The organism is Streptomyces sp. NPDC088157, from assembly GCF_044741545.1.
Classification (GTDB): domain Bacteria; phylum Actinomycetota; class Actinomycetes; order Streptomycetales; family Streptomycetaceae; genus Streptomyces.
The window spans coordinates 80,656-106,799 of record NZ_JBIUSU010000001.1 but is presented as its reverse complement, the minus strand read 5'-3'; the positions used below and the strand labels follow the sequence as shown (position 1 = coordinate 106,799).

The 26,144-nt window shown below is 71.5% G+C and carries 21 protein-coding genes; 2 read left to right on the top strand and 19 right to left on the bottom strand.

Features of this window, described 5'->3' with window-relative positions:
• Positions 1 to 169: 169 nt before the first annotated feature.
• From ACIPFH_RS00400 to ACIPFH_RS00355, 10 genes are all read right to left on the bottom strand, one after another.
• Entirely contained in the window at positions 170 to 298 is a 129-nt protein-coding gene (locus ACIPFH_RS00400) for a hypothetical protein (protein WP_356261074.1), read from the bottom strand.
• Entirely contained in the window at positions 295 to 2,601 is a 2,307-nt protein-coding gene (locus ACIPFH_RS00395) for a xanthine dehydrogenase family protein molybdopterin-binding subunit (RefSeq protein ID WP_401821610.1), read from the bottom strand. Before ACIPFH_RS00395 ends, ACIPFH_RS00400 begins: the two co-directional genes overlap by 4 nt.
• A complete protein-coding gene (locus tag ACIPFH_RS00390) occupies positions 2,598 to 4,364 on the bottom strand; it encodes a 2Fe-2S iron-sulfur cluster-binding protein (RefSeq protein ID WP_401821607.1) in 1,767 nt (588 codons plus the stop codon). Before ACIPFH_RS00390 ends, ACIPFH_RS00395 begins: the two co-directional genes overlap by 4 nt.
• Positions 4,361 to 5,254: an FAD binding domain-containing protein gene (locus ACIPFH_RS00385; RefSeq protein WP_401821604.1), complete on the bottom strand. Its 894-nt coding sequence runs from the start codon at positions 5,252 to 5,254 to the stop codon at positions 4,361 to 4,363. Before ACIPFH_RS00385 ends, ACIPFH_RS00390 begins: the two co-directional genes overlap by 4 nt.
• Before the next feature lie 237 nt (positions 5,255 to 5,491).
• A complete protein-coding gene (locus tag ACIPFH_RS00380; protein WP_401821603.1) occupies positions 5,492 to 7,192 on the bottom strand; it encodes a beta-N-acetylhexosaminidase in 1,701 nt (566 codons plus the stop codon).
• A 1-nt stretch (position 7,193) separates the two neighbouring features.
• Entirely contained in the window at positions 7,194 to 8,039 is an 846-nt protein-coding gene (locus tag ACIPFH_RS00375) for a carbohydrate ABC transporter permease (RefSeq protein WP_356261095.1), read from the bottom strand.
• A gap of 26 nt (positions 8,040 to 8,065) precedes the next feature.
• On the bottom strand, positions 8,066 to 8,992 hold the full coding sequence (locus ACIPFH_RS00370) for a carbohydrate ABC transporter permease (RefSeq protein WP_401823663.1): 927 nt from the start codon (positions 8,990 to 8,992) through the stop codon (positions 8,066 to 8,068).
• Between the two features lie 50 nt (positions 8,993 to 9,042).
• Positions 9,043 to 10,338, bottom strand: a complete 1,296-nt coding sequence (locus ACIPFH_RS00365) for an extracellular solute-binding protein (RefSeq protein ID WP_401821601.1) — start codon at positions 10,336 to 10,338, stop codon at positions 9,043 to 9,045.
• A 451-nt stretch (positions 10,339 to 10,789) separates the two neighbouring features.
• The gene (locus ACIPFH_RS00360) at positions 10,790 to 11,089 is read right to left on the bottom strand and encodes a DUF3039 domain-containing protein (RefSeq protein ID WP_078616040.1); all 300 of its coding nucleotides are present in this window, start codon (positions 11,087 to 11,089) and stop codon (positions 10,790 to 10,792) included.
• Positions 11,090 to 11,363: 274 nt separating this feature from the next.
• A complete protein-coding gene (locus ACIPFH_RS00355; protein ID WP_356261089.1) occupies positions 11,364 to 11,936 on the bottom strand; it encodes a YqgE/AlgH family protein in 573 nt (190 codons plus the stop codon).
• A 290-nt stretch (positions 11,937 to 12,226) separates the two neighbouring features.
• Between ACIPFH_RS00355 and murA the strand changes: the two genes are divergently transcribed.
• Complete coding sequence (gene murA, locus ACIPFH_RS00350; RefSeq protein ID WP_356261093.1) at positions 12,227 to 13,573, top strand: UDP-N-acetylglucosamine 1-carboxyvinyltransferase; 1,347 nt, start codon at positions 12,227 to 12,229, stop codon at positions 13,571 to 13,573.
• Positions 13,574 to 13,737: 164 nt separating this feature from the next.
• On the opposite strand, the gene ACIPFH_RS00345 is transcribed toward murA, so the two are convergent.
• The 8 genes from ACIPFH_RS00345 to ACIPFH_RS00310 form a co-directional block, all read right to left on the bottom strand.
• On the bottom strand, positions 13,738 to 14,019 hold the full coding sequence (locus ACIPFH_RS00345) for an HU family DNA-binding protein (protein WP_004000874.1): 282 nt from the start codon (positions 14,017 to 14,019) through the stop codon (positions 13,738 to 13,740).
• 290 nt (positions 14,020 to 14,309) lie between these two features.
• Entirely contained in the window at positions 14,310 to 15,728 is a 1,419-nt protein-coding gene (locus ACIPFH_RS00340; RefSeq protein ID WP_401821597.1) for an NAD-dependent malic enzyme, read from the bottom strand.
• 452 nt (positions 15,729 to 16,180) lie between these two features.
• Complete coding sequence (locus ACIPFH_RS00335; protein WP_401821596.1) at positions 16,181 to 18,571, bottom strand: HelD family protein; 2,391 nt, start codon at positions 18,569 to 18,571, stop codon at positions 16,181 to 16,183.
• Between the two features lie 64 nt (positions 18,572 to 18,635).
• Positions 18,636 to 19,418 (bottom strand): anti-sigma factor family protein, encoded by a 783-nt coding sequence (locus ACIPFH_RS00330; protein ID WP_401821594.1) that lies wholly within the window; start codon positions 19,416 to 19,418, stop codon positions 18,636 to 18,638.
• Positions 19,419 to 19,468: 50 nt separating this feature from the next.
• Positions 19,469 to 19,990, bottom strand: coding sequence for a sigma-70 family RNA polymerase sigma factor (locus ACIPFH_RS00325; protein ID WP_010039908.1), 522 nt, complete (start codon positions 19,988 to 19,990; stop codon positions 19,469 to 19,471).
• A 334-nt stretch (positions 19,991 to 20,324) separates the two neighbouring features.
• Positions 20,325 to 20,900, bottom strand: a complete 576-nt coding sequence (locus ACIPFH_RS00320) for an ABATE domain-containing protein (protein WP_401821592.1) — start codon at positions 20,898 to 20,900, stop codon at positions 20,325 to 20,327.
• A gap of 315 nt (positions 20,901 to 21,215) precedes the next feature.
• Complete coding sequence (locus ACIPFH_RS00315) at positions 21,216 to 22,391, bottom strand: uroporphyrinogen-III synthase (RefSeq protein WP_401821591.1); 1,176 nt, start codon at positions 22,389 to 22,391, stop codon at positions 21,216 to 21,218.
• A gap of 99 nt (positions 22,392 to 22,490) precedes the next feature.
• The gene (locus tag ACIPFH_RS00310; protein ID WP_401821588.1) at positions 22,491 to 23,885 is read right to left on the bottom strand and encodes a nitrate/nitrite transporter; all 1,395 of its coding nucleotides are present in this window, start codon (positions 23,883 to 23,885) and stop codon (positions 22,491 to 22,493) included.
• 141 nt (positions 23,886 to 24,026) lie between these two features.
• Between ACIPFH_RS00310 and ACIPFH_RS00305 the strand changes: the two genes are divergently transcribed.
• Positions 24,027 to 24,302: a hypothetical protein gene (locus ACIPFH_RS00305; protein ID WP_401821586.1), complete on the top strand. Its 276-nt coding sequence runs from the start codon at positions 24,027 to 24,029 to the stop codon at positions 24,300 to 24,302.
• Between the two features lie 217 nt (positions 24,303 to 24,519).
• Here the strand turns inward: ACIPFH_RS00305 and ACIPFH_RS00300 are convergent, their stop codons facing one another.
• Positions 24,520 to 26,046, bottom strand: coding sequence for a metallophosphoesterase family protein (locus tag ACIPFH_RS00300; RefSeq protein ID WP_401821583.1), 1,527 nt, complete (start codon positions 26,044 to 26,046; stop codon positions 24,520 to 24,522).
• Positions 26,047 to 26,144 lie beyond the last annotated feature (98 nt).

Below are 26,144 nucleotides of genomic sequence, written 5' to 3'. Positions count from 1 at the left end.
CGGGTCCCCCGTGCGGAAAGTTGCGTGCGCCGTCCCACTGCTCCGCAGCCTACGCGGCACCACTGACAACGGCTCTGACCAGCGACAGCACCCAGCACACCCGACACCGGTCCCGCACTGACAGACGCCGGGGCGGCCTCGCGAGTTCCCTTTCGGGCCCGATCACCTCTCAGGTGAGATACACGCCGCCGAGCACCACGACCACCGCCGCCACCACGAACAGCAGGATCCAGCCCAGCAACTTGCCCACGCTCGGCGGGGGCTCGTACTGCCGGGAATCCGGCTCCGGCCCGCTCACCGGTCCGTCACCACCGCCGCCTGGGGCCTTATCGGCAGCCGGTTCACCGGGCGGCCCGTCGCGGCCCGCACGGCGGAGGCGATCGCCGCCGGCGAGGTCACCACCGGGACGGCGCTGGCGGCCTTCGCACCGAACGGGGCGACCACGTCACGTTCCTCGACCAGCTTGACGATCCGGATGTCCGGGGCGTCCAGGGCCGTGGGCAGCGCGTAGCCGGTGAGGTCGGGGTGGCGGATCAGGCCCCTCGGGGTGCGGAGGTTCTCGGTGAGCGCGATGCCGACGCCCTGCGTCACCCCGGCCTCGATGCGGGCGGTGAGCTGCGCCGGGTTGAGAATCCGGCCGACGTCCTGGGCGACCGCGAGTTCCACGACCCGCACCGACCCGAGCTCGATGTCGACGTCCACGACCGCGCGGATCGCGCAGAAGGCGAGGCCGACGAAGGCGTCGCCCTGGCCGGCGGCGTCCAGCGGCTCGGTCGGGTGCGGGCGGCACTGTGCCGTCGCCCACAGCTCCTTGCCGTGCAACTCCTCCGTGACGGTCGTCGACAGGACGCCGTCGTACGAGGTGATCTTGCCGTCGGTGATCTGCAGCAGTTCCGTGGACATGCCGAACTTGTGCGCCAGCGGCTGGAGCAGCTGGGTGCGGACCATCTTCGCCGCGCGCTCCACCGCGCCGCCCGAGACCCACGTGTGGCGGCCCCGGCAGCCGGGGCCCGCGGGGGGCTGGTCGGTGTCCACGGGGGCCACGTGCACCTCGTCGACGCCCAGCGTCTCCTGGACGATCTGGCGGGCCAGCGTCGTGAAGCCCTGGCCGGTCTCCACCGCCGCGCACAGGACCGTCGCGACCCCGTCCTGGACCTTCACGGTCGCCGTGGAGACCTCGTCGGCGCCCTCGGCGCCCAGCATGTGCACCATGCCGAGGCCGTAGCCCACGCCGCGGCGCACCGCGCCCGGTTCGCCCGCGCCCTCGGGGCCACCGGGCAGCAGCCAGTCCTCCTCCGGCGTGTCCTTGGGGAGCGCCGGGAGGGGGAACTCCTGGACGGCCTGGAGGAGTTCGGCCACGGGGGCCGGGCAGGTCACCGTCTGGCCGGTCGGCAGGACGTCCCCGGTCGCCATGGCGTTGCGCAGCCGCAGCTCCGCCGGGTCGATGCCGAGCTTCTTCGCCAGTTTGTCCATCTGCGCCTCGTAGGCGGCGCACACCTGCATCGCGCCCTCGCCGCGCACATGGCCCGACGGCGGGTTGTTCGTGCGGACCGCCCAGCCCTCGATGAAGGCGTTCGGGACGACATAGGGGCCGCAGGCGAAGGACACGGCGGCGGCCAGCGCCTCGGCGGAGGTGTCGGCGTAGGCGCCCGCGTCCAGCAGGATCTGCGCCTCGACCTTGACCAGCCGTCCCTCGAGGTCGGCGTGGTGGCGGTAGCGCAGCAGCGTCGGATGTCTGTGGGCGTGGCCGAGGAAGGACTCCTCGCGCGTGGCGGTGAGTTTCACCGGGCAGCCGGTCTTCAGCGCGAGCAGGCCGAGCGGGAGCTGGAAGCCCTGGTCCTCGCGGTCGGCGGTGGCGCCGGGCACACCTGTGACGACGATCTTCACCCGTTCGGGTTCGAGGCCGTAGCAGGCGGCGGCCGTGTCCCGGTCGGTGTGCGGGTCGGTGGAGGCGAGGTAGAGCTCCACGCCGCCGTCGGGACGGGGCACGGCGAGGCCGGCCTCGGCGCCGATCGGGGCGGGGTCGGCGCGGCCGATGCGGTACTGGCCCTCGACGACGATCTCGCCGGCCGCGGCGGGGTCGCCGTGGTGCAGCGGGATGTGCCGGATCAGGTTGCCGTCGGGGTGCAGCGCCTCCGCCTCGAAGGCCTGCTCGGGATCGATCACCGGGTCGAGCACCTCGTACTCGACGATGACGGCCGCGGCGGCCATCCGCGCGGTGTCCGGGTGGTCGGCGGCGACGGCCGCGATGGGCTCGCCGTGGTGGCGTACGACGTCGGAGGCGAACACCGGGCGGTCGGCCTTGCCGCGGCCGTGCAGGGCGCGGCCGGGGACGTCCTCGTGGGTGACGACGGCCCGTACGCCGGGCATCTCACGCGCGTGTGACGTGTCGATGGACACGATGCGCGCGTGCGGGTGCGGTGAGCGCAGCACGGCCGCCCACAGCAGGCCCTCGGCCCACAGGTCGGCCGCGTACGGGAAGGTGCCCTCCGTCTTGGCGCGCGCGTCGGCGGGCTGCAGGGAGGCGCCGAGGCCGTGCGGGATCGCCTCGGGAGCCGGGGCGGGATCCACGGGCGTCGCCGTGGCTGCGTCGTTGCTCACGCCTGACCTCCGTCCTGGCCCTGTCCGTATGCCGGGTCGTGCGGGTGGGGTTGTGCGGGGTTCTCGAACGCCGACGAGTGGACGCCCCCGGCGCCCGGTCCGGCCTGGTGCGGGATACGTGCTTCGTCGCCGTCCGTCTCGGAGTCGGCGGCGGCGTGCGCCTCGCGTTCCGCGACGACGTCCTTGACGGCCCGCAGGACGCCCCGGTAGCCGGAGCAGCGGCACAGGTTGCCGCACAGGGCCTGGCGGGTCTCCAGTTCCGACGGCGCCGGGTTGCCCTCCAGCAGGTCGTGCACGGTCATCGCCATGCCCGGCACGCAGAAGCCGCACTGCACGGCCCCGCACCGGGCGAGCGCCCGCTGTACGTCCGAGGGCTGCCCGTCGACGGCCAGGCCCTCGACGGTACGGATCTCGCTGCCGGCGGTGGTGACGGCCGGGACCAGGCAGGAGGCGACGAGCCGCCCGTCCACCTGGACGTTGCAGGCCCCGCACTCGCCCTGCGAGCAGCCGTCCTTGGCGCCCGCGAGGCCGAGCCGTTCACGCAGGACGTAGAGCAGCGACTCGCCGATCCAGGCGTCGGTGACGGGGCGGTCGGAGCCGTTGACGCGCAGGACGTAGCCGGCGAGGGGGTGTTCCTCGTGGAACGGCGCCGGGGCGTCGTCCGTCTCCTCGGCCGGCTCAGCCTCGGCGGCCTCGGCGGAATCCGGGGAGGCGGGGGCCGTGTCCGCCCCGGGATCGCGCGGGGTGTCCGAGGCGGTCCGGTCCTCGTGCGGCTCCGCCGGGCCGTCCGCGCTTCCGTGTGCGGCGGCGCGTTCGACGGTCGGCTCGGCGGGCCCGTGGGCGGCCTCTGCGGCCTCGTGAGCGGCCTCGTGGGCGCGTTCGGCGCCCCGGGCGGTTTCGAGGTCCCCCTCGGCCTCAGCGGCCCGCTGAGCGTCTCGCCGGGCCGCCTCCGGAGGGCCGCTCGGGGCCACCGTGTAGGCCTCGGCGGAGACTTCCGGGGCGTACGTCCCGGACGGGGGTGTGTGCTGCCCGGTGTGCTCGGCGTCGGGGTGACGCCCGTCGAGGTCCGCGGTCGGCGCGCCGTGCTCCGGCGCGTGCCCGAACACGGGCATGTCCGTCGCCGGCCGCACGGCCGCGTCGGCCTCGCCGACGGGCTGACCCCACGTCTGCTCCGCCGTCCCGTGGTCCGCCGGGCCCGTCGCCCAGGGCGCGGCCGCGCCGCCGGGCAGGGTGGCCGGGGGCGTGCCGCCCCACTGCTCGACCAGGGCCGAAGCGGTGAACTCGCCCGACTCGTCGGGCAGGTCGCCGCCCACGACGGGGATCGACCACTGGCCCGTCACGTCGTGGCCGGACGCGGACCGCGGTGCGCCCTGCGCCGCCGAGGTGTCCTCGAAGGCCCACTGGCCGGTCCCGCCCGGGTGGTACGAGAAGCGGTCGTCGCCGACCGTCTGCGGGGTGCCCTGCGGGGCGGGCCAGTCGGAGCCGCCGGCCGGGGCCGCCCAGGCTCCGCTGCCGTCCGTGGGGGGTGTCGCAGCTATCTGCGGCGGCACGTACCCGTGGCCCGGCGCGGCGAGCGGGCTGTCGCCGCGGGCGGCCAGGAGGGCGTCGATGCCGCCCTCGGGGAGCTTCACGAAGGCGGTCGCGCCGTCGTCGTAGTCCCCCTGGGGCAGCGGGTCCCAGCGGCCGCCGCCCTGCGGCGCGCCCTGGCCCTGCCCCTCTTCCGGACCGGGTCCGTGTCCGGGTCCGTGCTGGTCGTCGGTCACGACAGCGCCCTCCCCAGTGCTCGTCGGGCCAGCGCGGCGACGGTGCGCCGCAGGTGCAGTACGGCGGGCGGGAGTTCCGCCACGGAGCCGTCCACGCCCGGCACCGAATCGGGGATGCAGGCGGCGGCGACGTACTCCCCGAAGGCGGTCAGGGCCTCCGGGACGATCGTGCGGTTGTTGTCCCAGTCGATGAGCCGGGCGACCCACTGCTCGGCCTCCAGCGGGCGCAGCGGCATCGGCGCTATGGCTCCGACGGCGCACCTGACGCCGCGCCGGGCGGGGTCGAGGACCAGCGCCACGGAGGCCGCCGCACGGCCCGGGCCGGTGCGGCCGGTCGCCTTCAGGAAGATCTGCGGGGCGTGCAGCAGCGGCACGCGCACGTACCCGATGAGTTCACCGCCGCGCAGCATCTCCATGCCGGCCAGCAGGTGCGACACCGGCATCTCACGGCGGGCTCCGCCCGGGCCCGCGATGATCAGGGTCGCCTCCAGCGCGGCCAGCACGGGCAGCGCGTCGCCCGTGGGAGCGGCCGAGGCGATGTTGCCGCCCAGCGTGCCCGCGTTGCGGATCTGCGGCGGGCCCGCGGCGCGCGCGGCGGCGGCGAGCGCCGGGATCAGGGCGGCGAAGTCGGGGCGGCCCATGCGCGCGTGCGTGAGTCCGGCGCCGAGCAGCGCGTGGCCGTCCTGGTACTGCCAGCCGCGGATCTCGCTGATGCGGCCGAGACCGACCAGCCCGGTGGGCCTGAGCTGCCCGGAGTTGACGGCGGCCATCAGATCGGTGCCGCCGGCCACGGGCACGGCGGCGGGCATGGCGGCCAGCGCCGCCACGGCCTCGTCCAGAGTCGTGGGCAGCGTGACGGCCTGCCCCGCCTGCGGTGCGTGCGTGGTCAAAACCGGCTGCCCCTTCCCGCTGCCCCACCTGGTCCCACCTGTGCTGCCGTACGGTACGTGCTGACAGGGCGGACGTGGCAACTCTGGCACATCTTCGCAACACCCGAACGCGGGGGTCCGCTAGGAGGCATTCGCCCACCTCACCCTGGAGATGGTCCGTTTTCGTACGGCATCACCGGTGCGCGTGAATTGCCACTCTTCGGTGACCCTGACGGGTTTTATCCGTGACGCGCGCCCTCACCGGTTCGGGGGCGGGCCGTCGACCGGCTGTCCCAGGACACCGGGCCGCCGCTGCCACGGCCTCGGCCCGGCCGGCGGACGGTAGCCGACGCCCAGCGCGTCGAGCCGCCCGTAGTGGGCCTCCATCCGCCGCTCGAAGTCGGCGAAGTCCCGGTCCTCCGGTGCGGGCAGGGAGCTCCAGGCGACCTCGGCGAAGGCGGCGAGCCGCGGGAAGGCCTGATAGTCCACGCGCGCGTGGTCCTCCATCACCTCGGTCCACAGGTTGGCCTGCGTGCCGAGCACATGCCCCGCCTCCTCGGGCGTCAACTCCGCGGGAACGGGCTCGAACCGGTAGACGTCCTCCAGGGTGCGCACGAACCCGATCGGCACGGGCTCGTCCGCGCCGCCGTCCTGCCGGTGGTCCAGGTACACCTGCTGCGACGGGCACATCACCACGTCGTGCCCGGCCCGCGCGGCGGCGATCCCGCCCGCGTAACCACGCCAGGACGACACGGCCGCACCGTCCGCGAGCCCGCCCTCCAGGATCTCGTCCCAGCCGATGAGCCGACGCCCGCGCGCGGAGAGCCACGTGTCGAAGTGCCCGATGAACCAGGACTGGAGCTGGTCCTCGTCCTCGAGTCCGAGTTCCCCGATGCGGGCCTGCACGGCCGGCGACTGCCGCCACTGGTCCTTGAGGCATTCGTCACCCCCGACGTGAATGAACTCCGAGGGGAACAGTTCCAGCACTTCCTCGAAGACGCCCTCGTAGAAGCGCAGGGTGTTGTCGGAGGGGGCGAGGACGTGGGGACTGATGCCCCAGCTGTCCCACACGGAGAGGGCGGCGCCCCCCTCGCCGGACGCGGTGACGACGTCGGTGTTGCCGAGTTCCGGATAGGCGGCGATCGCGGCCTGCGAGTGGCCGGGCACGTCGATTTCGGGAACGACGGTGATATGCCGCTCGGCGGCGTACGCGACGATCTCCCGGATGTCGTCCTGCGTGTAGAAGCCGCCGTGCGGCTTCTCCTCCCAGAGCGGTGAGGCGCCGTGGCCGAATTTCGTGCGCGCCCGCCAGGAACCCACCTCGGTCAGCCGGGGGTGCCTCCTGATCTCGATCCGCCAGCCCTGATCGTCCGTCAGATGGAAGTGGAAGACGTTGAGTTTGTGCGCCGCCATCAGGTCCAGGTAACGCAGCACGCCGTCCTTGGGCATGAAGTGCCGGGCGACGTCGAGCATCAGGCCGCGCCAGGGGAATCGTGGGGCGTCCTCGATCGTGACGTGCGGCACGGCCCACGTGCGGTCGCCGCCGAGCGGGGCCCTGCGGTACGCGTCGGGACCGAGGAGTTGCCGCAGGGTCTGGGCGCCCCGGAAGACACCGGCCGCGCTGCCGCCCTCGATGAGGACGCCGGTCCGGTCGCTGACGAGGCGGTACTCCTCGGGGCCCAGCCCGGGGGCGAGTCGGAGCGCGATGTCGTCGCCGTCGATGCCGTCGCCGTCGATGCCGTCGCCGTCGATGCCGTCGCCGTCGGCGCCGTCGCCGTCGGCGCCGTCGGGCCGCGGCCCCTCGGGCAGCGGCAGTCCGGTCGCCTGCCAGAGGACGGCGCGCAGCCATCGTGCGACGCCCTCCGTCGCGGTACCGGCGCGGAGCCGGGAGTGGCCCGCCAGCCGTACCTCGCCGGCGCCGGCGACGATGCGGCGCGGCATCGGAATCAGTGAAGTCATGTCAGTCCTTTACCGCTCCGCCCAGCCCGGAGACCAGTCGTCGCTGTACGAGTACGAAGAACACCAGAACCGGAATCGTCATGACCGTGGAGCCCGCCATCACGCCGCCCCAGTCCGGGTCGTCCGGCTTGTAGAAGACCAGCAGGGCCATCGGCAGGGTCGACTGCGAGGTGTCGCTGATGATGAAGGACTTGGCGAACAGGAAGTCGTTCCAGGCGGAGATGAAGGAAAACACGCTCGTGGCCACCAGGCCCGGCAGGACGAGCGGGAAAAGGATCTGCCACAGAAAGCGCGTGCGGCTCGCCCCGTCGAGGTACGCGGCCTCCTCCAGCGCCTCCGGAACCGCTTTCACGAACCCTCTCAGCATCCAGATCGCGAAGGGCAGCGAGAAGGCGATGTGCGGCAGGATCAGGGATCCCAGGGTGTTCAACTGACCGAAGTCCCGCATGAGGAAGAACAAGGGGATCGTCAGCGCCTCCACGGGCACCATCTGGGCCACCAGGAACATGATCAGCAGGGTGGTCCGGAAGCGGAACCGGAATCGCGTCACGGCGGTCGCGGCGAGAAACGCGATCACCCCGGAGAAGATCACCACCGCGCCCGCGACGACAAGGCTGTTGAGGAAGTACCGGCCGAATTCCTGCTGCCCGAAGACGCGCCGGAAGGAATCCGCAGAGGGCGCGAGCGTCCACGGCCGCGGCTCGGCCGACCGGATCTCCCCGGCCGGTTTGAAGGCGCTCAGCACCATCCAGTAGAGCGGGAAGGCGACGACGGCCGCGACCAGCAGCGCGCAGGCCTCGGCGGCGAACCGCCACGGACGGGCCACCAGGCCCCGCAACGGGCCCACGGTTCCTCCTCGCACGCCTGCTCTCCTCACAGTTCCTCCCCCTGACGGCGCAGCAGCCGCAGGTACACCAGCGTCACGGCGAGCAGGATCAGCAGCATCACGACGCCGATCGCCGCGCCGAGGCCGTACTGCGAGGAGGCGAAGGCCTGTTGGTAGGCGTAGACGTTCAGGACGAGGTTCTGGCCTGCGATGCCGCCGCCGTTCGTCATCACATAGATCTGCGTGAAGACCTTGAAGTCCCAGATGACCGACTGGATGGTGACGACCACGAGGATCGGCCGCAGCATCGGGGCCAGCACGGACCGCCAGATCCGCCACTGCGAGGCGCCGTCCAGGGCGGCCGCCTCCAGGACCTCGGACGGCACGGCGCGGATCCCGGCGTAGACGGTGACCATCACGAACGGGAAGGAGCACCACACCACTTCGAGCAGGACGAGGAGGAAGGCGCTGTGGCGGCCGTACGTCCATGAGTGGTCGCCGAGGCCGAGGACCCGGTTCACCGGGCCGAAGTCGGGGTCGAACAGGAACAGCCAGACCGTGGAGCCGGTGACCGCCGGGGTCGCCCAGGCGCCCATCGCGGCCAGCATCAGCGCGAGCCGGGGCACGGCACGCACACGCGTGAGCAGCACGGCGAGCGCGCAGCCGACGGCGAGCGTGGAGACCACGCAGGCCGCCGCGAAGACGACCGTCGACAGGAGAACCTGCCAGAACTGGTCGTCGGAGAAGACGTCCGCGTAGTTGCCGAAGCCCCGGAAGACGGTGGGTTCACCACCGCTGACCTGGGCCTGGGTGTACCGGAAGAGGGAGATCAGACCGAGCTGGTAGACCGGGTAGGCGAGCAGCGCGGCAAGGACGACGAGAGCCGGGGCGAGATACAGCCAGGGAGTCGTCGGACCCCGCCCGCCGCTGCCCGCCAAGGGGCGCGGGGAACTGCGCGACCGGCCGCGGCCGATCCGCAGTCGCCCACGAACCTCGACCCCCGAGCCATCGGGCGTCAGCGGCGTCACCCGGCGGAGCCGAACGCCGCGTCCATCTTCTTCGCCGCCTCCGCCGAGGCCGCCGCCACGTCCTTCTTGCCGCTGATGACCTCCTGGAACATCGTCGGCAGGACCAGGGACGAGTCGATCTGCGACCAGGCGGGCGAGGCGGGCACGAACTTCGTCCCCGCGGTCAGGGTCTGCACGAAGGGCTTCACGAAGGGTTCCTTCGCGGCGACCTGGTCGCGGACGTCCGTGAAGGTGGGCAGGAAGCCCATCGCGTCGAACAGCGAGGCCTGGGTCCTCTTCGAGGCGAGGGCCTCCATCAGCTGGACGGCGAGGGTGCGGTGCGAGGTGCTCTTCAGCACGCCGATGTTGTTGCCGCCCGCGAAGGCCGGCGCGATCGACCCGGACGTCACCCCCGGCAGTGGTACGACGGCGTACTCGCCCTTCACCTCGCCGGCCTCCACGGCCGTGTGGCTGAAGTCGCCGCCGATCGCCATGCCCGCCTTGCCCGCGGCGAACGCGGTGATGGTGTCGTTGCCGCCCATGCCCGCGCACTTGGCGGGGGGACAGTTGTCGTCGGAGAAGAGGGACGTGTACGCGGTGATGCCCTTCCGGGCGGCCGCGCTGTCGAGGCCGGAGGCGTAGGAGCCGCTCTTGCCGGTGGCGAGGTCGCCGCCGTTGGCCCACACGAAGGGCATCGCACCGTAGGTGTAGGCGCCGCCGACGACCAGGCCGTACAGCTCGGGCTTCGCGGCGCGGATCTCGCGGGCGGTCGTCGCCAGCTCGGCCATGGTCTTCGGGACTGCCAGACCGAGTTCCTCGAAGACGTCCGTGCGGTAGTACAGGGCGCGGACGCCGACGTAGAAGGGGGCGCCGTAGAGCTTGCCGTCGACGGTGACGGACTGCTCGGCGGTGGGGTCGGTCTCCTTGGCCTCGGGCCAGTCGCGGAAGTCCTCGGTGACGTCGAGGAGCCCGCCGTCGTGGACGTAGCCGGCCGTGTCGGTGTTGCCGTACTCGATCACGTCGGGAGCGGACTTCGGGTCGTTGAAGGCGGCCTTGACGCGCTGGGCGCGGGTGTCGACCGGGATGTACTCGACGTCGACCTTCGCGCCCTTGTGGGCCTTCTCGAAGGCGGCGACGACCGAGTCGACGACCTGTTCCTTGGGCTTGTTGCCGACCTCCTGGAAGAGCCAGACGCGCAGGGTGCCCGTCCTGTCGTCCGTGCCGGAAGAGGAGTTGTCGGATGTCTGGGGGGCGCAGGCGCTGGCGACCAGGGCGGCGGCCGCGAGCACGGCCAGCCGGGTGGGGAGCTTCATGGAGCAGTCCTCCGAGCGTTGCAACATATGCAATGACTGTTTCGCTCTGCACAACACATCGGAGGTTAGGGACTGCATGAACACGCCCACAAGAGGTCTCAACCACTCTGTGACCACCTGACGCACTCCGTGCAACGACAAAGGCGCCGGAACACGACAGGGCAGGCCGAACGGGACGGGGCGAGCGGAACGGCCGGGACCACCAGGACCAGTGGGACCGCCGGGACCGCCGGGACGGCCGGGACAGCCGGGACGCCGGGACGCCGGGACAGCCGGGACAGCCGGGACAGCCGGGACAGCCGGGACAGCCGGGACAGCCGAGCGGGAGGAGCAGGACGCGCAACAGGGGCAGGAGAGGCAGGACGGCAGGAGGGGCAGCAGCGGGCGGAGACGTCAAAGGCCCCCGGGGCGCGTCACATCGCGCCCCGGGGGCCCCGGAAAGTGCGTAGGGCTACTTCTTGTCGCCGCCCTTGCCCTTGTCGTCGCCGCCGCCCGCCATGGACTCGAAGATCTCCTTGCACATGGGGCACACGGGGTACTTCTTCGGGTCGCGGCCCGGTACCCAGACCTTGCCGCACAGCGCCACGACGGGCGTCCCGTCGAGGGCGCTCGCCATGATCTTGTCCTTCTGGACGTAGTGGGCGTAGCGCTCGTGGTCCCCGTCGCCGTGCGACACCTGCGGCGTCGGCTCTACGAGGGTTCCCGTCCCAGTGCCTCGCTGGGGCTGGGTCTCAGGCTCAAGAGTGCTCATGGCGCCAAGGGTAATCAACTGCTCGGGACTATGGCTCCCGCGCTGGCACAACGGGCGCCACCGGCTGTGGCACATCGCTTGCGTCCAGCCCCGTCCGGAGGCTTCCGTGGTGGGGCAGAGGCCACTGATCGCGCCCCGCCTCGCCACAACCCCCACGCTCTCGCGCGGATGTTGCGGGAGCTGTTCCGGTCCGCGTGATCAACGAATCCGCAGTTCCGGCTGGGCCGCCCGCCGGCTGTCCCGGCCGACCACCGCCCTGTGCCGCCCACTCCCGTCAGTTGAGCGAAGCGTCGTCCGGATACGTCGCCACCATCGCCAGTTCGTTGCGCTGGCGGCGCAGGACCTCGCGCCAGAGTCTCTCGGGGGACGGGGAGGAGACGTCGCCGGGCTCGGACTCCACGACGTACCAGGCGCCCTCCCCCAGCTCGTCCTCCAGCTGGCCGGGGCCCCAGCCGGCGTATCCGGCGAAGATCCTGAGGGAGCCGAGGGCCGAGGCCAGGAGTTCCGGCGGGGCCTCCAGATCGACGAGGCCGATCGCGCCGTGCACCCGGCGCCAGCCGAGCGGGGTGCCGTTGACGGCCGCGCCGCCCGGGATGACGGCGACCCCGAGGGCCGAGTCCAGGGAGACCGGGCCGCCCTGGAAGACGACGCCGGGTTCACCGGTGAGGTCCGCCCAGCCCTCCAGGATGTCGCTCACGCCCACCGGCGTGGGCCGGTTGAGGACGACACCGAGGGAGCCCTCCTCGTCGTGGTCGAGGAGAAGCACCACCGCACGGTCGAAGTTCGGGTCCGCCAGGGCCGGCGTTGCCACGAGCAGCCGTCCTGTGAGCGAGGACACCTCGGTCATGCCAGACATGATCCCGCATCTTCCCGCGGAGTGGGGAGGCAATCAGGGGGACCGGGGTGAGGGCAGGTCGGGCGCACGGATGCGATTCGGGCGCACGAACACTTCCAGCGGCCCATGGTGACCCCACGTGCCCGACGGTGAACGGTTCGTGTTGTGACACAGCTATGACGTTCCTGGGCCGTCCTTGGGCTTACAGGACAGGGGGCGACGGCGATTACTCTGTCTCATCTGGCCCTGCCTCCGACACCAAGGCCCCTGCCCCAATCCACCATCCATGGAACGCGAGATACATGACCGTCAACGGCTCTGACGACGTACTGCTTGTCCACGGCGGAACCCCGCTCGAGGGCGAGATCCGTGTCCGTGGTGCGAAGAACCTCGTACCCAAGGCCATGGTCGCCGCCCTGCTGGGCAGTGAGCCGAGTCGGCTGCGCAACGTTCCGGACATCCGTGACGTGCGGGTCGTACGCGGCCTGCTGCAACTGCACGGCGTGACGGTCCGTCCGGGTGAGGAGCCGGGCGAGCTGGTGCTCGACCCGACCTACGTGGAGAGCGCCAACGTCGCCGACATCGACGCCCACGCGGGTTCGAGCCGGATCCCGATCCTGTTCTGCGGCCCCCTCCTGCACCGACTCGGGCACGCGTTCATCCCCGGCCTGGGCGGCTGCGACATCGGCGGCCGGCCCATCGACTTCCACTTCGACGTGCTGCGGCAGTTCGGCGCGAAGATCGAGAAGCGGGAGGACGGTCAGTACCTGGAGGCCCCGCAGCGGCTGCGCGGCACGAAGATCGTGCTGCCGTACCCGTCGGTCGGCGCGACCGAGCAGGTGCTGCTGACGGCCGTCCTGGCGGAGGGCGTCACCGAGCTCGCGAACGCGGCCGTGGAGCCGGAGATCGAGGATCTCATCTGCGTGCTCCAGAAGATGGGTGCCATCATCGCGATGGACACCGACCGCACGATCCGCATCACCGGTGTCGACAAGCTCGGCGGCTACAACCACGCGGCCCTGTCGGACCGTCTGGAGGCCGCCTCCTGGGCGTCCGCGGCGCTGGCGACCGAGGGCAACATCTACGTCCGCGGCGCCCAGCAGCGCTCGATGATGACGTTCCTGAACACCTACCGGAAGGTGGGCGGCGCCTTCGAGATCGACGACGAGGGCATCCGCTTCTGGCACCCGGGCGGCCAGCTGAAGTCGATCGCGCTGGAGACGGACGTCCACCCCGGTTTCCAGACGGACTGGCAGCAGCCGCTGGTCGTCGCGCTGACGCAGGCCACGGGCCTGTCGATCATCCACGAGACGGTCTACGAGTCCCGTCTGGGCTTCACCTCCGCGCTCAACCAGATGGGCGCCCACATCCAGCTGTACCGCGAGTGCCTCGGCGGCTCCGACTGCCGCTTCGGGCAGCGCAACTTCCTGCACTCGGCGGTCGTGTCGGGCCCCACGAAGCTCCAGGGCGCCGACCTGGTCATCCCCGACCTCCGCGGCGGCTTCTCGTACCTGATCGCCGCCCTCGCGGCCCAGGGCACCTCGCGGGTCCACGGCATCGACCTCATCAACCGCGGCTACGAGAACTTCATGGAGAAGCTCGTCGAGCTCGGCGCGAAGGTCGAGCTGCCGGGTAAGGCGCTCGGGTAGGGCGCGGTCGCAGTACGCCGATGGGGCGGCCACCCGGGATCCGGGTGGCCGCCCCATCGGCGTACTGCGCGTCCTCGGCGGACGTGCCCCAAAAAGGGGCGCGGGGAACTGCGCGACCAGCCATCGGCGGCCCGCAGCTGCCCACGGCGCTCCCGGAGGAGCGCTTACTTGCCCTTGGCCGCTTCCTTGAGCTTCGAGCCCGCAGAGACCTTGACGCTGTAGCCGGCCGGGATCTGGATCGGGTCGCCGGTCTGCGGGTTGCGGGCGGTGCGAGCGGCACGGTGGGTGCGCTCGAAGGTCAGGAAGCCGGGGATCGTGACCTTCTCGTCGCCCTTGGAGACGATGTCGCCGACGACCTCGGCGAACGCGGCCAGCACTGCGTCGGCGTCCTTGCGGGTCACCTCGGCGCGGTCGGCCAGCGCGGCCACCAGCTCACTGCGGTTCATGTTGTTACTCCCGTGTTCTTCTTGCCGTTGCGGCGTGCCACGCGGCGGAGCCGCATGTTGGGCACAGCGAAAGTCGTTGTGCACGCGCCCAGAGACGCATCCTGCCCCTACCAGCGGCGGGAAAGCCAATCCGGCACCCGCACGGAGTCGTGAGACAACCCTTGGGAGTCACACGAAGAGCGGTTGGGGCGGGCGCAACCCTAGAGGTCTGTCCGCGGCGCGAGGTTCCGCGACGCGCCGTGGCGGGGCCACCGTGGCGATCCTCACAGCCCCGCCTCGATGCGCCCAGCCTACGAGGCCGACGCCCCCGCCGCCTTGGCGGCCTCGCGCACCGCACCCGCCACCGCGCCCGCGACCTTGTCGTTGAAGACGCTCGGGATGATGTAGTTCGCGTTGAGCTCGTCGTCGCTCACGACGTCCGCCAGGGCCTTCGCGGCCGCGAGCATCATCTCGGTGTTGACGGTCCGGGACTGCGCGTCCAGCAGGCCGCGGAAGACGCCCGGGAAGACCAGCACGTTGTTGATCTGGTTGGGGAAGTCGGAGCGGCCGGTGGCCACGACGGCGGCCGTCTGACGGGCGATCGCCGGGTCGACCTCGGGGTCCGGGTTCGCGAGCGCGAACACGATCCCGCCTTCGGCCATGGCGGCCACGTCGTCGCCGTCGAGGACGTTCGGGGCGGAGACGCCGATGAAGACGTCCGCGCCGCGCACGGCCTCCTTCAGGGTGCCGGTGAGGCCCTCGGGGTTGGTGTTGTCGGCGATCCAGCACAGCGCCGAGTCCGGGGCGGCGTCGACCAGGTCCTCGCGGTCCGCGTGGACGACACCGTGGATGTCGGCGACGACCGCGTTCTTCACGCCGGCCGCGAGCAGCAGCTTGAGGATGGCCGTGCCGGCCGCGCCGGCGCCGGACATGACGACCCGCACGTCGCCGATGCCCTTGTTCACGACACGCAGGGCGTTCGTGAGCGAGGCGAGGACGACGATGGCGGTGCCGTGCTGGTCGTCGTGGAAGACGGGGATGTCGAGGGCCTCGCGCAGCCGTGCCTCGATCTCGAAGCAGCGGGGGGCGGAGATGTCCTCGAGGTTGATGCCCGCGAAGCCGGGGGCGATGGCCTTGACGATCTCGACGATCGCGTCGGTGTCCTGGGTGTCCAGGCACAGCGGCCAGGCGTCGATGCCGGCGAACCGCTTGAACAGCGCGGCCTTGCCCTCCATGACCGGCAGCGCGGCCTTCGGGCCGATGTTGCCGAGGCCCAGCACGGCGGAGCCGTCCGTCACGACCGCAACGGAGTTGCGCTTGATGGTGAGGCGGCGGGCGTCCTCGGGGTTCTCGGCGATCGCCATGCAGACGCGGGCCACGCCGGGCGTGTAGATCATCGAGAGGTCGTCACGGTTGCGGATGGGGTGCTTGGACGCCATCTCGATCTTGCCGCCGAGGTGCATCAGGAACGTACGGTCGGAGACCTTGCCGAGGGTGACGCCCTCGATGCCGCGCAGCTGCTCGACGATCTCGTCGGCGTGCGCGGTGGAGGTGGCGGCGATGGTGACGTCGATGCGGAGCTTCTCGTGGCCGGACGCGGTGACGTCGAGGCCGGTCACCGAGCCTCCGTGGGACTCCACGGCCGTGGTGATCTGGGAGACCGCCGTTCCGCTCGCGGGCACCTCCAGACGGACCGTGATCGAGTAGGAGACGCTGGGCGCCGTTGCCATGGCCGACTTCCTCTGCACTGCTGGGTCGCGGGTTTGCCGTCCGATCGTCGCACCTACCGACGAGTACGTGAAAGCCGCCCGGGATTGCGATCGTTTTGTTCTCAATGAAGTGGCCACAGCCCATGAGAGAGGCCCACACCACCAGGTGATGTGGGCCTCTCTGTCGTTCATGACACCGACCCGCCATGCTCGCCTCGCGGCAAGTGGTCGCTCGTAGCGACGAAGGTTGGGCCCGGGGGCTTGGATCGAGCCGGTGTCACGACCAGGCTAACAAACGGATGCCCGAAGGCCATTCCCGTCCGGAGAGTTCACAGGAAACAGTCCGTTCGGACCCGTCCGTCCCGACTGTCCTATCGATCCCATTCGCCCCATCAGTCCTATCGGTCGCATCGGTTCCATCGGTTCCATCGGTTCCATCGGTTCCATCGGTCCCCGCTGACCCGGCGGGCGCTTCAGTCCCTCAGGAGGTCCGGTACCCCGTTCGCGTCGGGTGCGTCCCGTTCGCCGGAGACCACCGTGAGCTGCTGGGTCGCCCGGGTGAGGGCCACGTACAGCACACGCAGGCCGGCCGGTGACTCGTCCGCGATCTCCGCCGGCGAGACGACGACCGTCGCGTCGTACTCCAGGCCCTTGGCCTCCAGGCTGCCCAGGGCCACCACGCGCTCGCCCAGACCGGCGAGCCAGCGTCTGGCCTCCTCGCGGCGGTTCATGGCGACGACGACGCCGACGGTGCCGTCGACCCGCTCCAGGAGGCGTTCGGCCTCCGCGCGGACGGTCGGCGCCAGGGTGTCGCGCTCGGCGGTGCCGTGCCGCCTGTTCGTCGCCACGAAGCGGGGCACGACACCCGTCGACCTGACCGCCGACGGGGACTCGGCGCCCGGCATCGCCAGGGCCAGCACCTTCGCCGCCAGCTCCGCGATCTCCGCCGGGTTGCGGTAGTTCACGGTCAGCTGGAAGCGGCGGCGCGGGCGGCTGCCGAGTGCCTCGTCGCGGGCCTCGGCGGCCTCGTCGGGGTCGGACCAGGAGGACTGGGCCGGGTCGCCGACGACCGTCCAGGTGGCGTGCCGGCCGCGGCGGCCGACCATGCGCCACTGCATCGGGGTCAGGTCCTGCGCCTCGTCGACGATGACGTGCGCGTACTCGGTGCGCTCCTGGGCGAGCCGCTCGGCGCGCTCGCGCTGCGTCTCCTCGCGCACCGGCATCAGCTCCTCCAGCCCGGTGAGCTGGTCCAGCGGGTCGAACTCGCGCCGCTTCCGGGGGCGCAGCGGGGCGCCGAGGATCGCCTGGAGCTCGTCGAGCATGGCGATGTCGTGCACCGAGCGGCCGTCCCGCTTGAGGGCACGGGCGACCTTGCGGACCTCGCCCGGGTTGAGGATGCGCCGGGCCCAGCGGCCGAGCCGCCGCTCGTCGGCCATGGCCGTGAGGACCGCCTGCGGCGTCAGCTCGGGCCACCAGGCGTCGAGGAAGGCGATGAACGAGTCCTCGGTGGTCACGTCCTCGTCGAAGGAGGAGCGCAGCTCGGCCGCGAGCTCCGGGTCGCTGTGCCGGCCGGCCGCTCCGGAGCGCTCCCACAGGGCGTCCAGGAGCAGCTTGCGGGCGCGGGGGCGCAGCAGGTTCACGGGGGCGGTGCCGCTGAGCGCGCTCTCCCGGACGCGGTCCAGGTCGGCGGCCTCCAGCTCCAGGCGGCGGCCGAAGGCGACGACCCGCAGCCGGGAGGGCGTACCCGACGGCGCGGGGGCCTCGTCGGGCTCGTCGAGGGTCGGCTGGGTCATGGCCCGGCCGCCGTTCTCCAGCGCGCCGCGCGCCGCCTTGCGGAGCACCTTCAGCATCCGGTACGACCCCTTGGCCCGGGCCACCGCCGGGGAGTCGTACAGGGTGGCCTCGGCGCCGTCGACCAGGGAGCCGATGGCACGGATGGCGACCTGCCCCTCCTCGCCGAGCGAGGGCAGCACACCCTCGGTGTACGCCACCAGCAGGGGCGTGGGCGAGACGATCAGGATGCCGCCCGCGTACCGGCGCCGGTCCTGGTAGAGCAGGTAGGCGGCCCGGTGCAGCGCGACGGCGGTCTTTCCGGTGCCCGGGCCGCCCTCGACGTAGGTCACGGAGGCGGCGGGGGCGCGGATGACCAGGTCCTGCTCGGCCTGGATGGAGGCGACGATGTCGCGCATGGTGTGGCTGCGGGCCTGCCCGAGGGCGGCCATGAGGGCGCCGTCGCCGATGACGGGCAGTTCGTCGCCGTCCAGGACCGCCTTCAGCTCGGGACGCATCAGGTCGTCCTCGACGCCGAGGACGCGACGCCCCTTCGAGCGGATCACCCGGCGCCGTACGACCCGTCCCGGGTCCACCGGTGTGGACCGGTAGAAGGGGGCCGCGGCCGGCGCCCGCCAGTCGATGACCAGCGGGGCGTAGTCGGTGTCGAGTACGCCGATGCGGCCGATGTGGAGCGTTTCGGCGATGTCGGCGGTGTTGTCGGGACGGACGGCCCCTTCGGCGGGCTCCACGGCGGTGTAGGCGCCGTCCGGGCCCTTCTTGCCGTCCTTGCCGAGGAGCAGGTCGATCCGCCCGAACAAGAAGTCCTCGAACTCGTTGTTGAGCCGGTTGAGGTGGACGCCCGCGCGGAACACCTGCGCGTCCCGTTCCGCGAGGGCGCCGGGCGTGCCGACCTGGCCGCGTTTGGCCGCGTCGTTCATGAGGAACTCGGCCTCGTGGATCTTCTCCTCGAGGCGTCGGTACACCCGGTCGAGGTGTTCCTGTTCGATGCTGATCTCTCGGTCCCGTACCGAATCCGGCGCGGTTTCGTGAACCGATCCGACCGCGGTTTCCTGCTGTGCCTGAACGGCCACCGGGCCCCCTTCTGACGTGCTGGGCAGCCGTCAACCGTACGGCAAGGGGGCCCGCTGGAGGAAGTTACGCGTCGATCTGGACGAGCTTCTTGCCGTCGAAGGTCATGACCTCGAAGTGGTCGATCTCATTGGTCTTGAAGGCGGCGCCGCCCGCGACGTAGAGCGGGTTCTTGGCCTGCTCGGTCTTGGCGTCGGGGAGGCCGTATCCCCACTCCGGCACCGACCAGGAGGAGACCGTCTCGCGCTCGCCGTTCTTGCCGACGGCGATGAGCGAGCACTTCTCGGGGCCCTTCACGTTCTTCAGCTCGACGCCGATCTCCGTGCCCCACGTCTTGTCGCCCATGGCGACGGTCGCGGAGACCTTGCTGGCGGAGTCGGTCGCGGAGACCCGGTCGCCGAGCGCGTCGAAGGAGTCCTTGGCGGAGTTCGCGGACTTGGTGGAGCCCGCCTGGACGTCCTTGGTCCCGCTGTCGCCGCCGGTCGCCGCCAGCACGGTGAGCGGACCGCCGATGATCAGCGCGGCCGCGGCCGCCACCAGGAAGAAGGACCGGCGGCGCTTGGCCGCACGGCGCTCGGAGACCTCGTCGACCAGCCGTTCCGCGAGGCGCGGGCCGGGGCGGGCGGACAGGGACTCGCCGATCGCGGGGGTGCCGGTGCCCGGCAGGTCCGCGAGGGCGGCCAGCATGGGTTCCATGCCGGCGAGCTCGTCGAGCTGCTGGGCGCACCACTCGCAGCCTGCGAGATGCATCTCGAAAGCGGTTGCTTCGGCGTCGTCGAGGATGCCGAGGGCGTAGGCGCCGACGGTCTCGTGTTCGCTCGGGCTCGGAGATCCCGTAGATCCCTGCATGGGTCCAGACATACCCGAACCACCTGCTCCGAATCCCCCGTAAACGCTCATCACGCCGTCACCCCCCGCTCCTCCAGAGCCAGCTTCATCGACCGCAGGGCATAGAAGACCCGTGAGCGCACGGTGCCGCTGGGGATGCCCAGCGTCTCGGCCGCCTCGTTGACGGTACGCCCCTTGAAGTACGTCTCGACGAGCACCTCCCGGTGGGCCGGGGTCAGGTCGTCGAGCGCGTCGGACAGCGTCATCAGCCACAGCGCCTTGTCGATCTCGTCCTCCGCAGGAATGACCTCCAGCGGCGACGGGTCGACCTCCTGCGGCCGGGCCTGCCGGCTGCGGTGGCCGTCGATGACGATGCGGCGTGCGACCGTCACCAGCCAGGGGCGTACAGATCCGGTCGCACGATTGAGCTGACCGGCGTTCTTCCAGGCACGGATGAGCGTCTCCTGCACGACGTCCTCGGCGCGCTGCCGGTCTCCGGCAACCAGGCGCAGGACATACGCAAGCAGGGGTCCGGCATGCTCCCGATACAGAGCACGCATCAGCTCCTCGTCAGGTTCCGAGGGCTGGGACATGCGATGTCGGGCCCTCGATCCACGTTCATTGGCCACGGCCGCATCCTTGCGCACGCCCACCTCCGGTGTCCGGGGGATCCCCCAGTCGGTCGCTCGACGACGGGTACGCAGGCGGGGTGTTGCGTGTTCAAACCACGCAGACATTTTTCTTCGGGGTGTCATGACGAGGGGGACATGGCGGCACATTCCCACCGCTTTTTCTTTACATTTCCGCCACACCGACAAGATCTCGCCGACTGCCCGGCCGACGGCTCAGGTAAACGGCGTGTAATCGAAATCACTTCGACGGTCGCTCTCCGATGCCTCTACGAAAGCCGCATACCAGACAGGGGAGTTACGGCCGGGACGCGAGTGCCGCCCGTCGGCGGTGCCGCGCCACCCGCTCCCGGTTCCCGCAGACCTCGCTGGAACACCAGCGCCGCCGGCGGCCCCGGGACATGTCCACGTACACGATCGGGCAGTTGTCGCCGGCGCACTGCCGAAGCCCCGCCCGGGCGACGGGATCGGTGAGCAGCTCCACCGCGTCCCGGGCCACGGCGGCCAGCAGCGCGGCACACGCCGGCGGTCCGGCCAACTCCCGGACGAACCCGCCGTCCTCGCCCAGCACCGCACGGGGGGCCGGGGGCGCGGCCCGGGCGGCGTCGTTGACGCGGGCCAGGGCGAGGTCGTACGACCCGGTGTCGTTCCGGGCGAGCCACCCGTGCACCAACCGCCCGGTGTTCCGCCGCAGTTCGCGGAAGGCCGGCGGCCAGGAGGGGTCGGCGTGGGTGAGCGGGGTGTCCGGCGGGACGAGTCCGCGGCCGCGGATCCACGCGCACAACGGCGCGACGGCGTCGAGCCGTTCGAGGGGGTGCGCCGTCGCGAGCAGGTCGAGACAGATCCGTCCGGCGTCGAAACGGAGCTCGTCCATGCGCGTGTCACCGCCTGCCGAGAGGCACTGCTGAGGAACCGTTCCTCTCACAGTGCCCGGCTGGAGGCGTAACCGGAACCCCCTGGGCTTTTTCACGCAGGTCAGTGCATCTCGGCCTGCCTGGGGCGCCCCCTCCGGGGGAGATTGAGGACGAGGCTCTCTCACGGACCGAAGTGGGGCCGGGGGCGGCTGCCTTCGGTGACGGCCGAAAGCAGCAGCACCCGGTGACAGCCGGGGGCGGCAGCACCCGGCGACAGCCGAAGGCAGCAGCACCCGGTGACAGCCGGACCGGCTCCGGGTGCCGACCCAACCCGCCTAATCGTCCGAGTACTTCGCGTCCGCCGCCGGGTCCAGTGCCAGCCGGTACCCCCGCTTCACCACCGTCTGGATCAGCTTCGGCGCCCCGAGGGCCGTCCGCAGCCGGGCCATCGCCGTCTCTACGGCGTGCTCGTCCCGACCGGCACCGGGCAACGCCCGCAGCAGATCGGAGCGCGGCACGACCCACCCCGGCCGCCGGGTCAGCGCCCGCAGCAACGACATCCCCGCCGGAGGCACCGGCTTCAGACACCCGTCCACCAGCACCGCGTGCCCCCGGATCTCCACCCGGTGCCCGGCGATCGGCAGCGCCCGGGCCCGCCCCGGCAGTTCCTGACACAGCAGCTGCACGAGCGGCCCGAGCCGGAACCGCTCCGGCTGGACGGTGTCCACGCCCTGCGCCTGGAGCGGCAGCGCGGTGACCGGACCGACACAGGCCGGCAGCACGTCGTGCTGGAAGGCGGCGAGCAGCTCGGACAGCAGTCCGCGCTCCTCCGCGCGCGACAACAGGGACGCGGCGGCGGGCGCGCTGGTGAAGGTGATCGCGTCCAGTCCGCGCGAGACGGCGGCGTCGAGGAGCCGGTCGAGCGGCGAGACGTCCTCCGGAGGCATCCACCGGTAGACGGGCACCCCCACGACCTCCGCTCCCGCGGCCCGCAGCGACTCCACGAACCCGGGCAGCGGCTCACCGTGCAGCTGGACGGCGACCCGGCGCCCGTCGACACCCTCCTCCAGCAGCCGGTCGAGCACTTCGGCCATGGACTCGCTGGACGGCGACCACTCCTCCGTCAGTCCGGCGGCCCGTACGGCGCCCTTCACCTTGGGACCGCGGGCCAGCAGCTCGACTCCGCCGAGCCGGGCGAGCAGTTGCTCGCCGAGCCCCCAGCCGTCGGCCGCCTCGATCCAGCCGCGGAAGCCGATGGCCGTGGTGGCGACCACGACATCCGGCGCCAGGTCGATGAGTTCCTTCGTGGCGGCGAGCAGTTCGCCGTCGTCGGCGAGCGGCACGATCCGCAGGGCCGGCGCGTGCAGCACCGCCGCCCCGCGTCGCTGGAGCAGCACGCTGAGTTCCTCGGCCCGGCGCGCGGCCGTCACGCCCACGGTGAAACCCGCGAGAGGTCCGTGTTCGACGGCGCCCTGGGGGCCTGTGTCGGATCGCTGCTGTTGCTCGTGCATCACTCTCGTCCCGCTCGAATCCCGTTCGCACCTACATGCCGACGAGCCTGTCAATGGTGCGTGACAGGCTCGGTTCGGCCACGTGTCGCCGGTGTTACGTCACACCTCGGCGTAGCTGAGCTGCGGCTTCGCCTCGGAAGCGGTACTGCCCGCCGTGGTCCGGCCTGCCGGGCGACGAAGGTATACGGCCCAGGTGACCCCGAAGCACACCGCGTAGAAGGCGAGGAAGGCGACGAAGGCGCCGGTGCCGGAGCCGTAGGAGAGGAAGGACTGCCGGAAGGCCAGGTTGATCCCGACACCGCCGAGCGCGCCGACCGCACCGATGAGCCCCATGGAGGCCCCGGAGAGACGCCGGCCGTAGGCGGCCGCCTGCTCGCCCTCGAGGCCGCCTGCGACGGCCTTCGCCTGGAAGATGCCGGGGATCATCTTGTACGTCGAACCGTTGCCGAGACCGCTGAGCACGAACAGCACCACGAAGACGGAGACGAAGAGCGGCAGCGACTTCTGCATGCTGGCGAAGACCAGGACGGCGGTGGCGGCGGCCATGCCGACGTAGTTGTACAGGGTGATGCGGGCGCCGCCGTAGCGGTCGGCGAGCCAGCCGCCGACGGGACGGATGAGGGAGCCGAGCAGCGGGCCGATGAAGGTGAGGTAGGCGGCCTGGAGGGGCGTCCGGCCGAACTGGTTCGTCAGGACCTGCCCGAAGGCGAAGCTGTAGCCGATGAACGACCCGAACGTCCCGACGTAGAGGAAGGACATGATCCAGGTGTGGCCGTCCTTCGCCGCGTCGATCGCGGCGCCGGTGTCGTTCTTCACGGAGGCCAGGTTGTCCATGTACAGCGCGGCGAGGGTGGCGGCGACGAGGATCAGCGGGATGTAGATCCCGAGCAGCACGCGCGGTCCGCCGCTGGCGCCGATGACGGCGAGGGAGATCAGCTGGATGACCGGCACGCCGATGTTGCCGCCGCCCGCGTTGAGCCCGAGCGCCCACCCCTTCTTACGGAGCGGGAAGAAGGCGTTGATGTTGGTCATCGAGGAGGCGAAGTTGCCGCCGCCGATGCCCGCCAGCAGACCCACCATGAGAAACGTGTTGAAGGAGGTCCCCGGCTTCATCACCGTGAACGCGGCGATGGTGGGGACCAGCAGCAGGCCGGCGGAGATGATCGTCCAGTTCCGGCCACCGAAGATCGCGACGGCGAAGGTGTACGGCACCCGCACGACGGCCCCGACCAGCGTCACCATCGACGTCAGCATGAACTTGTCCGCGGGGGTGAGGCCGTACTCCGGGCCCATGAAGAGCACCAGCACGGACCACATCGTCCAGACCGAGAAGCCGATGTGCTCGGAGAGGACGGAGAAGAGGAGGTTGCGGCGGGCGATCTTCTCGCCCTTCTCGTTCCAGAAGGCCTCGTTCTCCGGGTCCCACTCCTCGATCCAGCGGCTCCCCTTCCTCGCGGGGGACGGGGGTGCGGGGGCTGTGCTCGGGGCTGTCATGACGCCTCCACGGTGCTTCGGGGCTGGGGTGGTTCGGGGGGATGAGCGGTGATGAGTCCCGAAGGTAGGGAGGGCGCGTTTCCGCGCTGTGGCTGTGGGTGACCGGAAAGGAACGTTGCTCTCACCTTGCGCGAAGGGCCGGTGAGAGGTTTTGGGGAGGGCTCGGCGCAGAGGCACCTGGCCGGGCGGTCGGGGCCTGGGACGGATACGGGGCCGGCGCTGCTGCGGACAGACCTGAGCCTGAGCGTACGGGCCGGGCTGGAGCTGAGCGTACGGGCCGGGCTGGAGCTGAGCGTACGGGCCGGGCTGGAGCTGAGCGTACGGGCCGGGCTGGAGCTGGAGCTGAGCGTACGGGCCGGGCTGGAGCTGAGCGTCGGGCCGGGCGGCGGCTGGACGTACGGGCCGGGCTGGAGCTGAGCCTGCGGCCCGGGCTGGGGCCGAGCGTACGGCCGGGCGCGGCTGGACGTACGGGCGAGACGCCGTCGATGGCGTTCGGCCTGTGCGGGGAGTTGCGCGGGACTCGATTGCCCGGGACTCGGCTCGCTCCCCCGGGACGTCGCTTCCCGCAGGGAGGCGCCCCCGCCCGCCCGTCAACCGGGGGTGGGGGCGCCTCCGCCGGGGGCCGGGCCGTCCTTCACTTGCAGACGAACTCCTTGTTGGCGGTGCTCGCGCTCAGTTTGCAGGTGGGGCCCCGGACCGCACCGCTCGGGGCGTGAGCCGTGAGGTCCCAGGTCCCGGCGTCGCGGCTCACGACCCCGTATCCGAAGACCCCTCCCTGGGTGAGGGAGTGATTCACGGACTGCAGCGGCATCCCGACCGACTTCCCGATGACGGCGGCGTCGTTCGGCCCCTGCTCCAGTGGGTCTCCACCGGAGAAGCCCACCGTCACCTGCGGTGGCCGCGTGGTGTCGAAATCGATCATCTGGTAGAGGTGCGCATGGCCGGAAAGCACCATGCGGATGTTGTCCGCCAGCCGCCCCAGGGTCGTACCGGCGACGGCCCTGGCGAGGACGGGGGTGAACGTCTGCGGCGGAGGGCCGGGCGATCTCACCATCCACACGGGCTTGTGGGTGAGGACGAAGTAGTCATGGCTGGTCTGCTGCCCCGCGGCCTTGTTCACGGCCTCGAATTGCCGGGTGTAGAACGCCTGCTGCGTGAGGCTTCCGGTGTCGTCCGGGTCGGCGAACGAGGAGTCCACGGAGAGGAGGTGCAGGACGCCTGCCCTGATCTCCACGGGATCGGGGTAGAGGGAGCACGATCCGTTGCTTCGGAGGTCGTCGGCGAGATAGCGGAACCACGCGGCCCCCGCGCCGCCCGTCGCGGGTGGGGTGCGGCAGTCCTCGTGGTTGCCTCGAGCCAACGCGACCGGCGCCACGGCCAGCAGTCTTTCCGCCGGTCTGAAGAAGTCGGCGACCACACAGGCCCAGGTGAATCTGTCCGCCATGGTCGTGCAGCCGGGGTTCGCCGCCGCGTCGTTGGCCTGAGCCGGGTCGTCACGGTAGAAGTAGTCGCCGACATGGATCACGAGATCCGGTTGCGTCACCGTGGCCGCGCGTTCGGCGATCCGCGGGAACGGCCAGCCGGTCTGGTGGTTGGCGCAGTCCTGGTTGGGACCCGCCGTCGTGACGCGGCAGCCCGTGTCGCCGATGACTCCGATGGTGCCGGGACGGGTGCTCGCGGTCCACTTCGGCAGGGGAAGCTCGAGGTTCGTGGGGTGCACCACGGCCGCGGCGACCGTCGGCCCCTGGAGCACCGCGTTACGGGCCCCGAGCGGCACGAGCAACGCGCACACCGTGGTGGGGAACTGCGGCGGCGCGGGACGGCTCAGCAGCCGCAGCCGGTAGGTGTTCCTGATGGCGCCCACGGTGTACCGCACGGAGGGGCACGTGCCGGAGGTGTCGGTGGTCACGTAGCGGATCTGGGTACCCCGGCTGGTCAGCTGGGTCCATGCCCATGCCTCGCTGCTGGGGGGGCCGGTCCCCGGCGGTGGGGTCGGCCCCGGCGGCTTCGGTCCCTCGCCGTAGGGCGGGGTCCCCGGCGAGGGGGTCGACCTCGGCGGCTTCGGCCCTCCGCCGTCGGACACGGTCCCCGCGAGGGCCGTCCCGACCGAGAGCGCCGCGGCCAGCACGCCCGTCATGGCGAGAACGACTGTCCGGCGCATCGTGCTCACGTTCCTCCATCCCAAAACCCTGGGCCCCGGCCCGTCCGACGACGGGCTGACCGGGCATACCGGGCATACTTACCAGGGCTTGAGAGGGC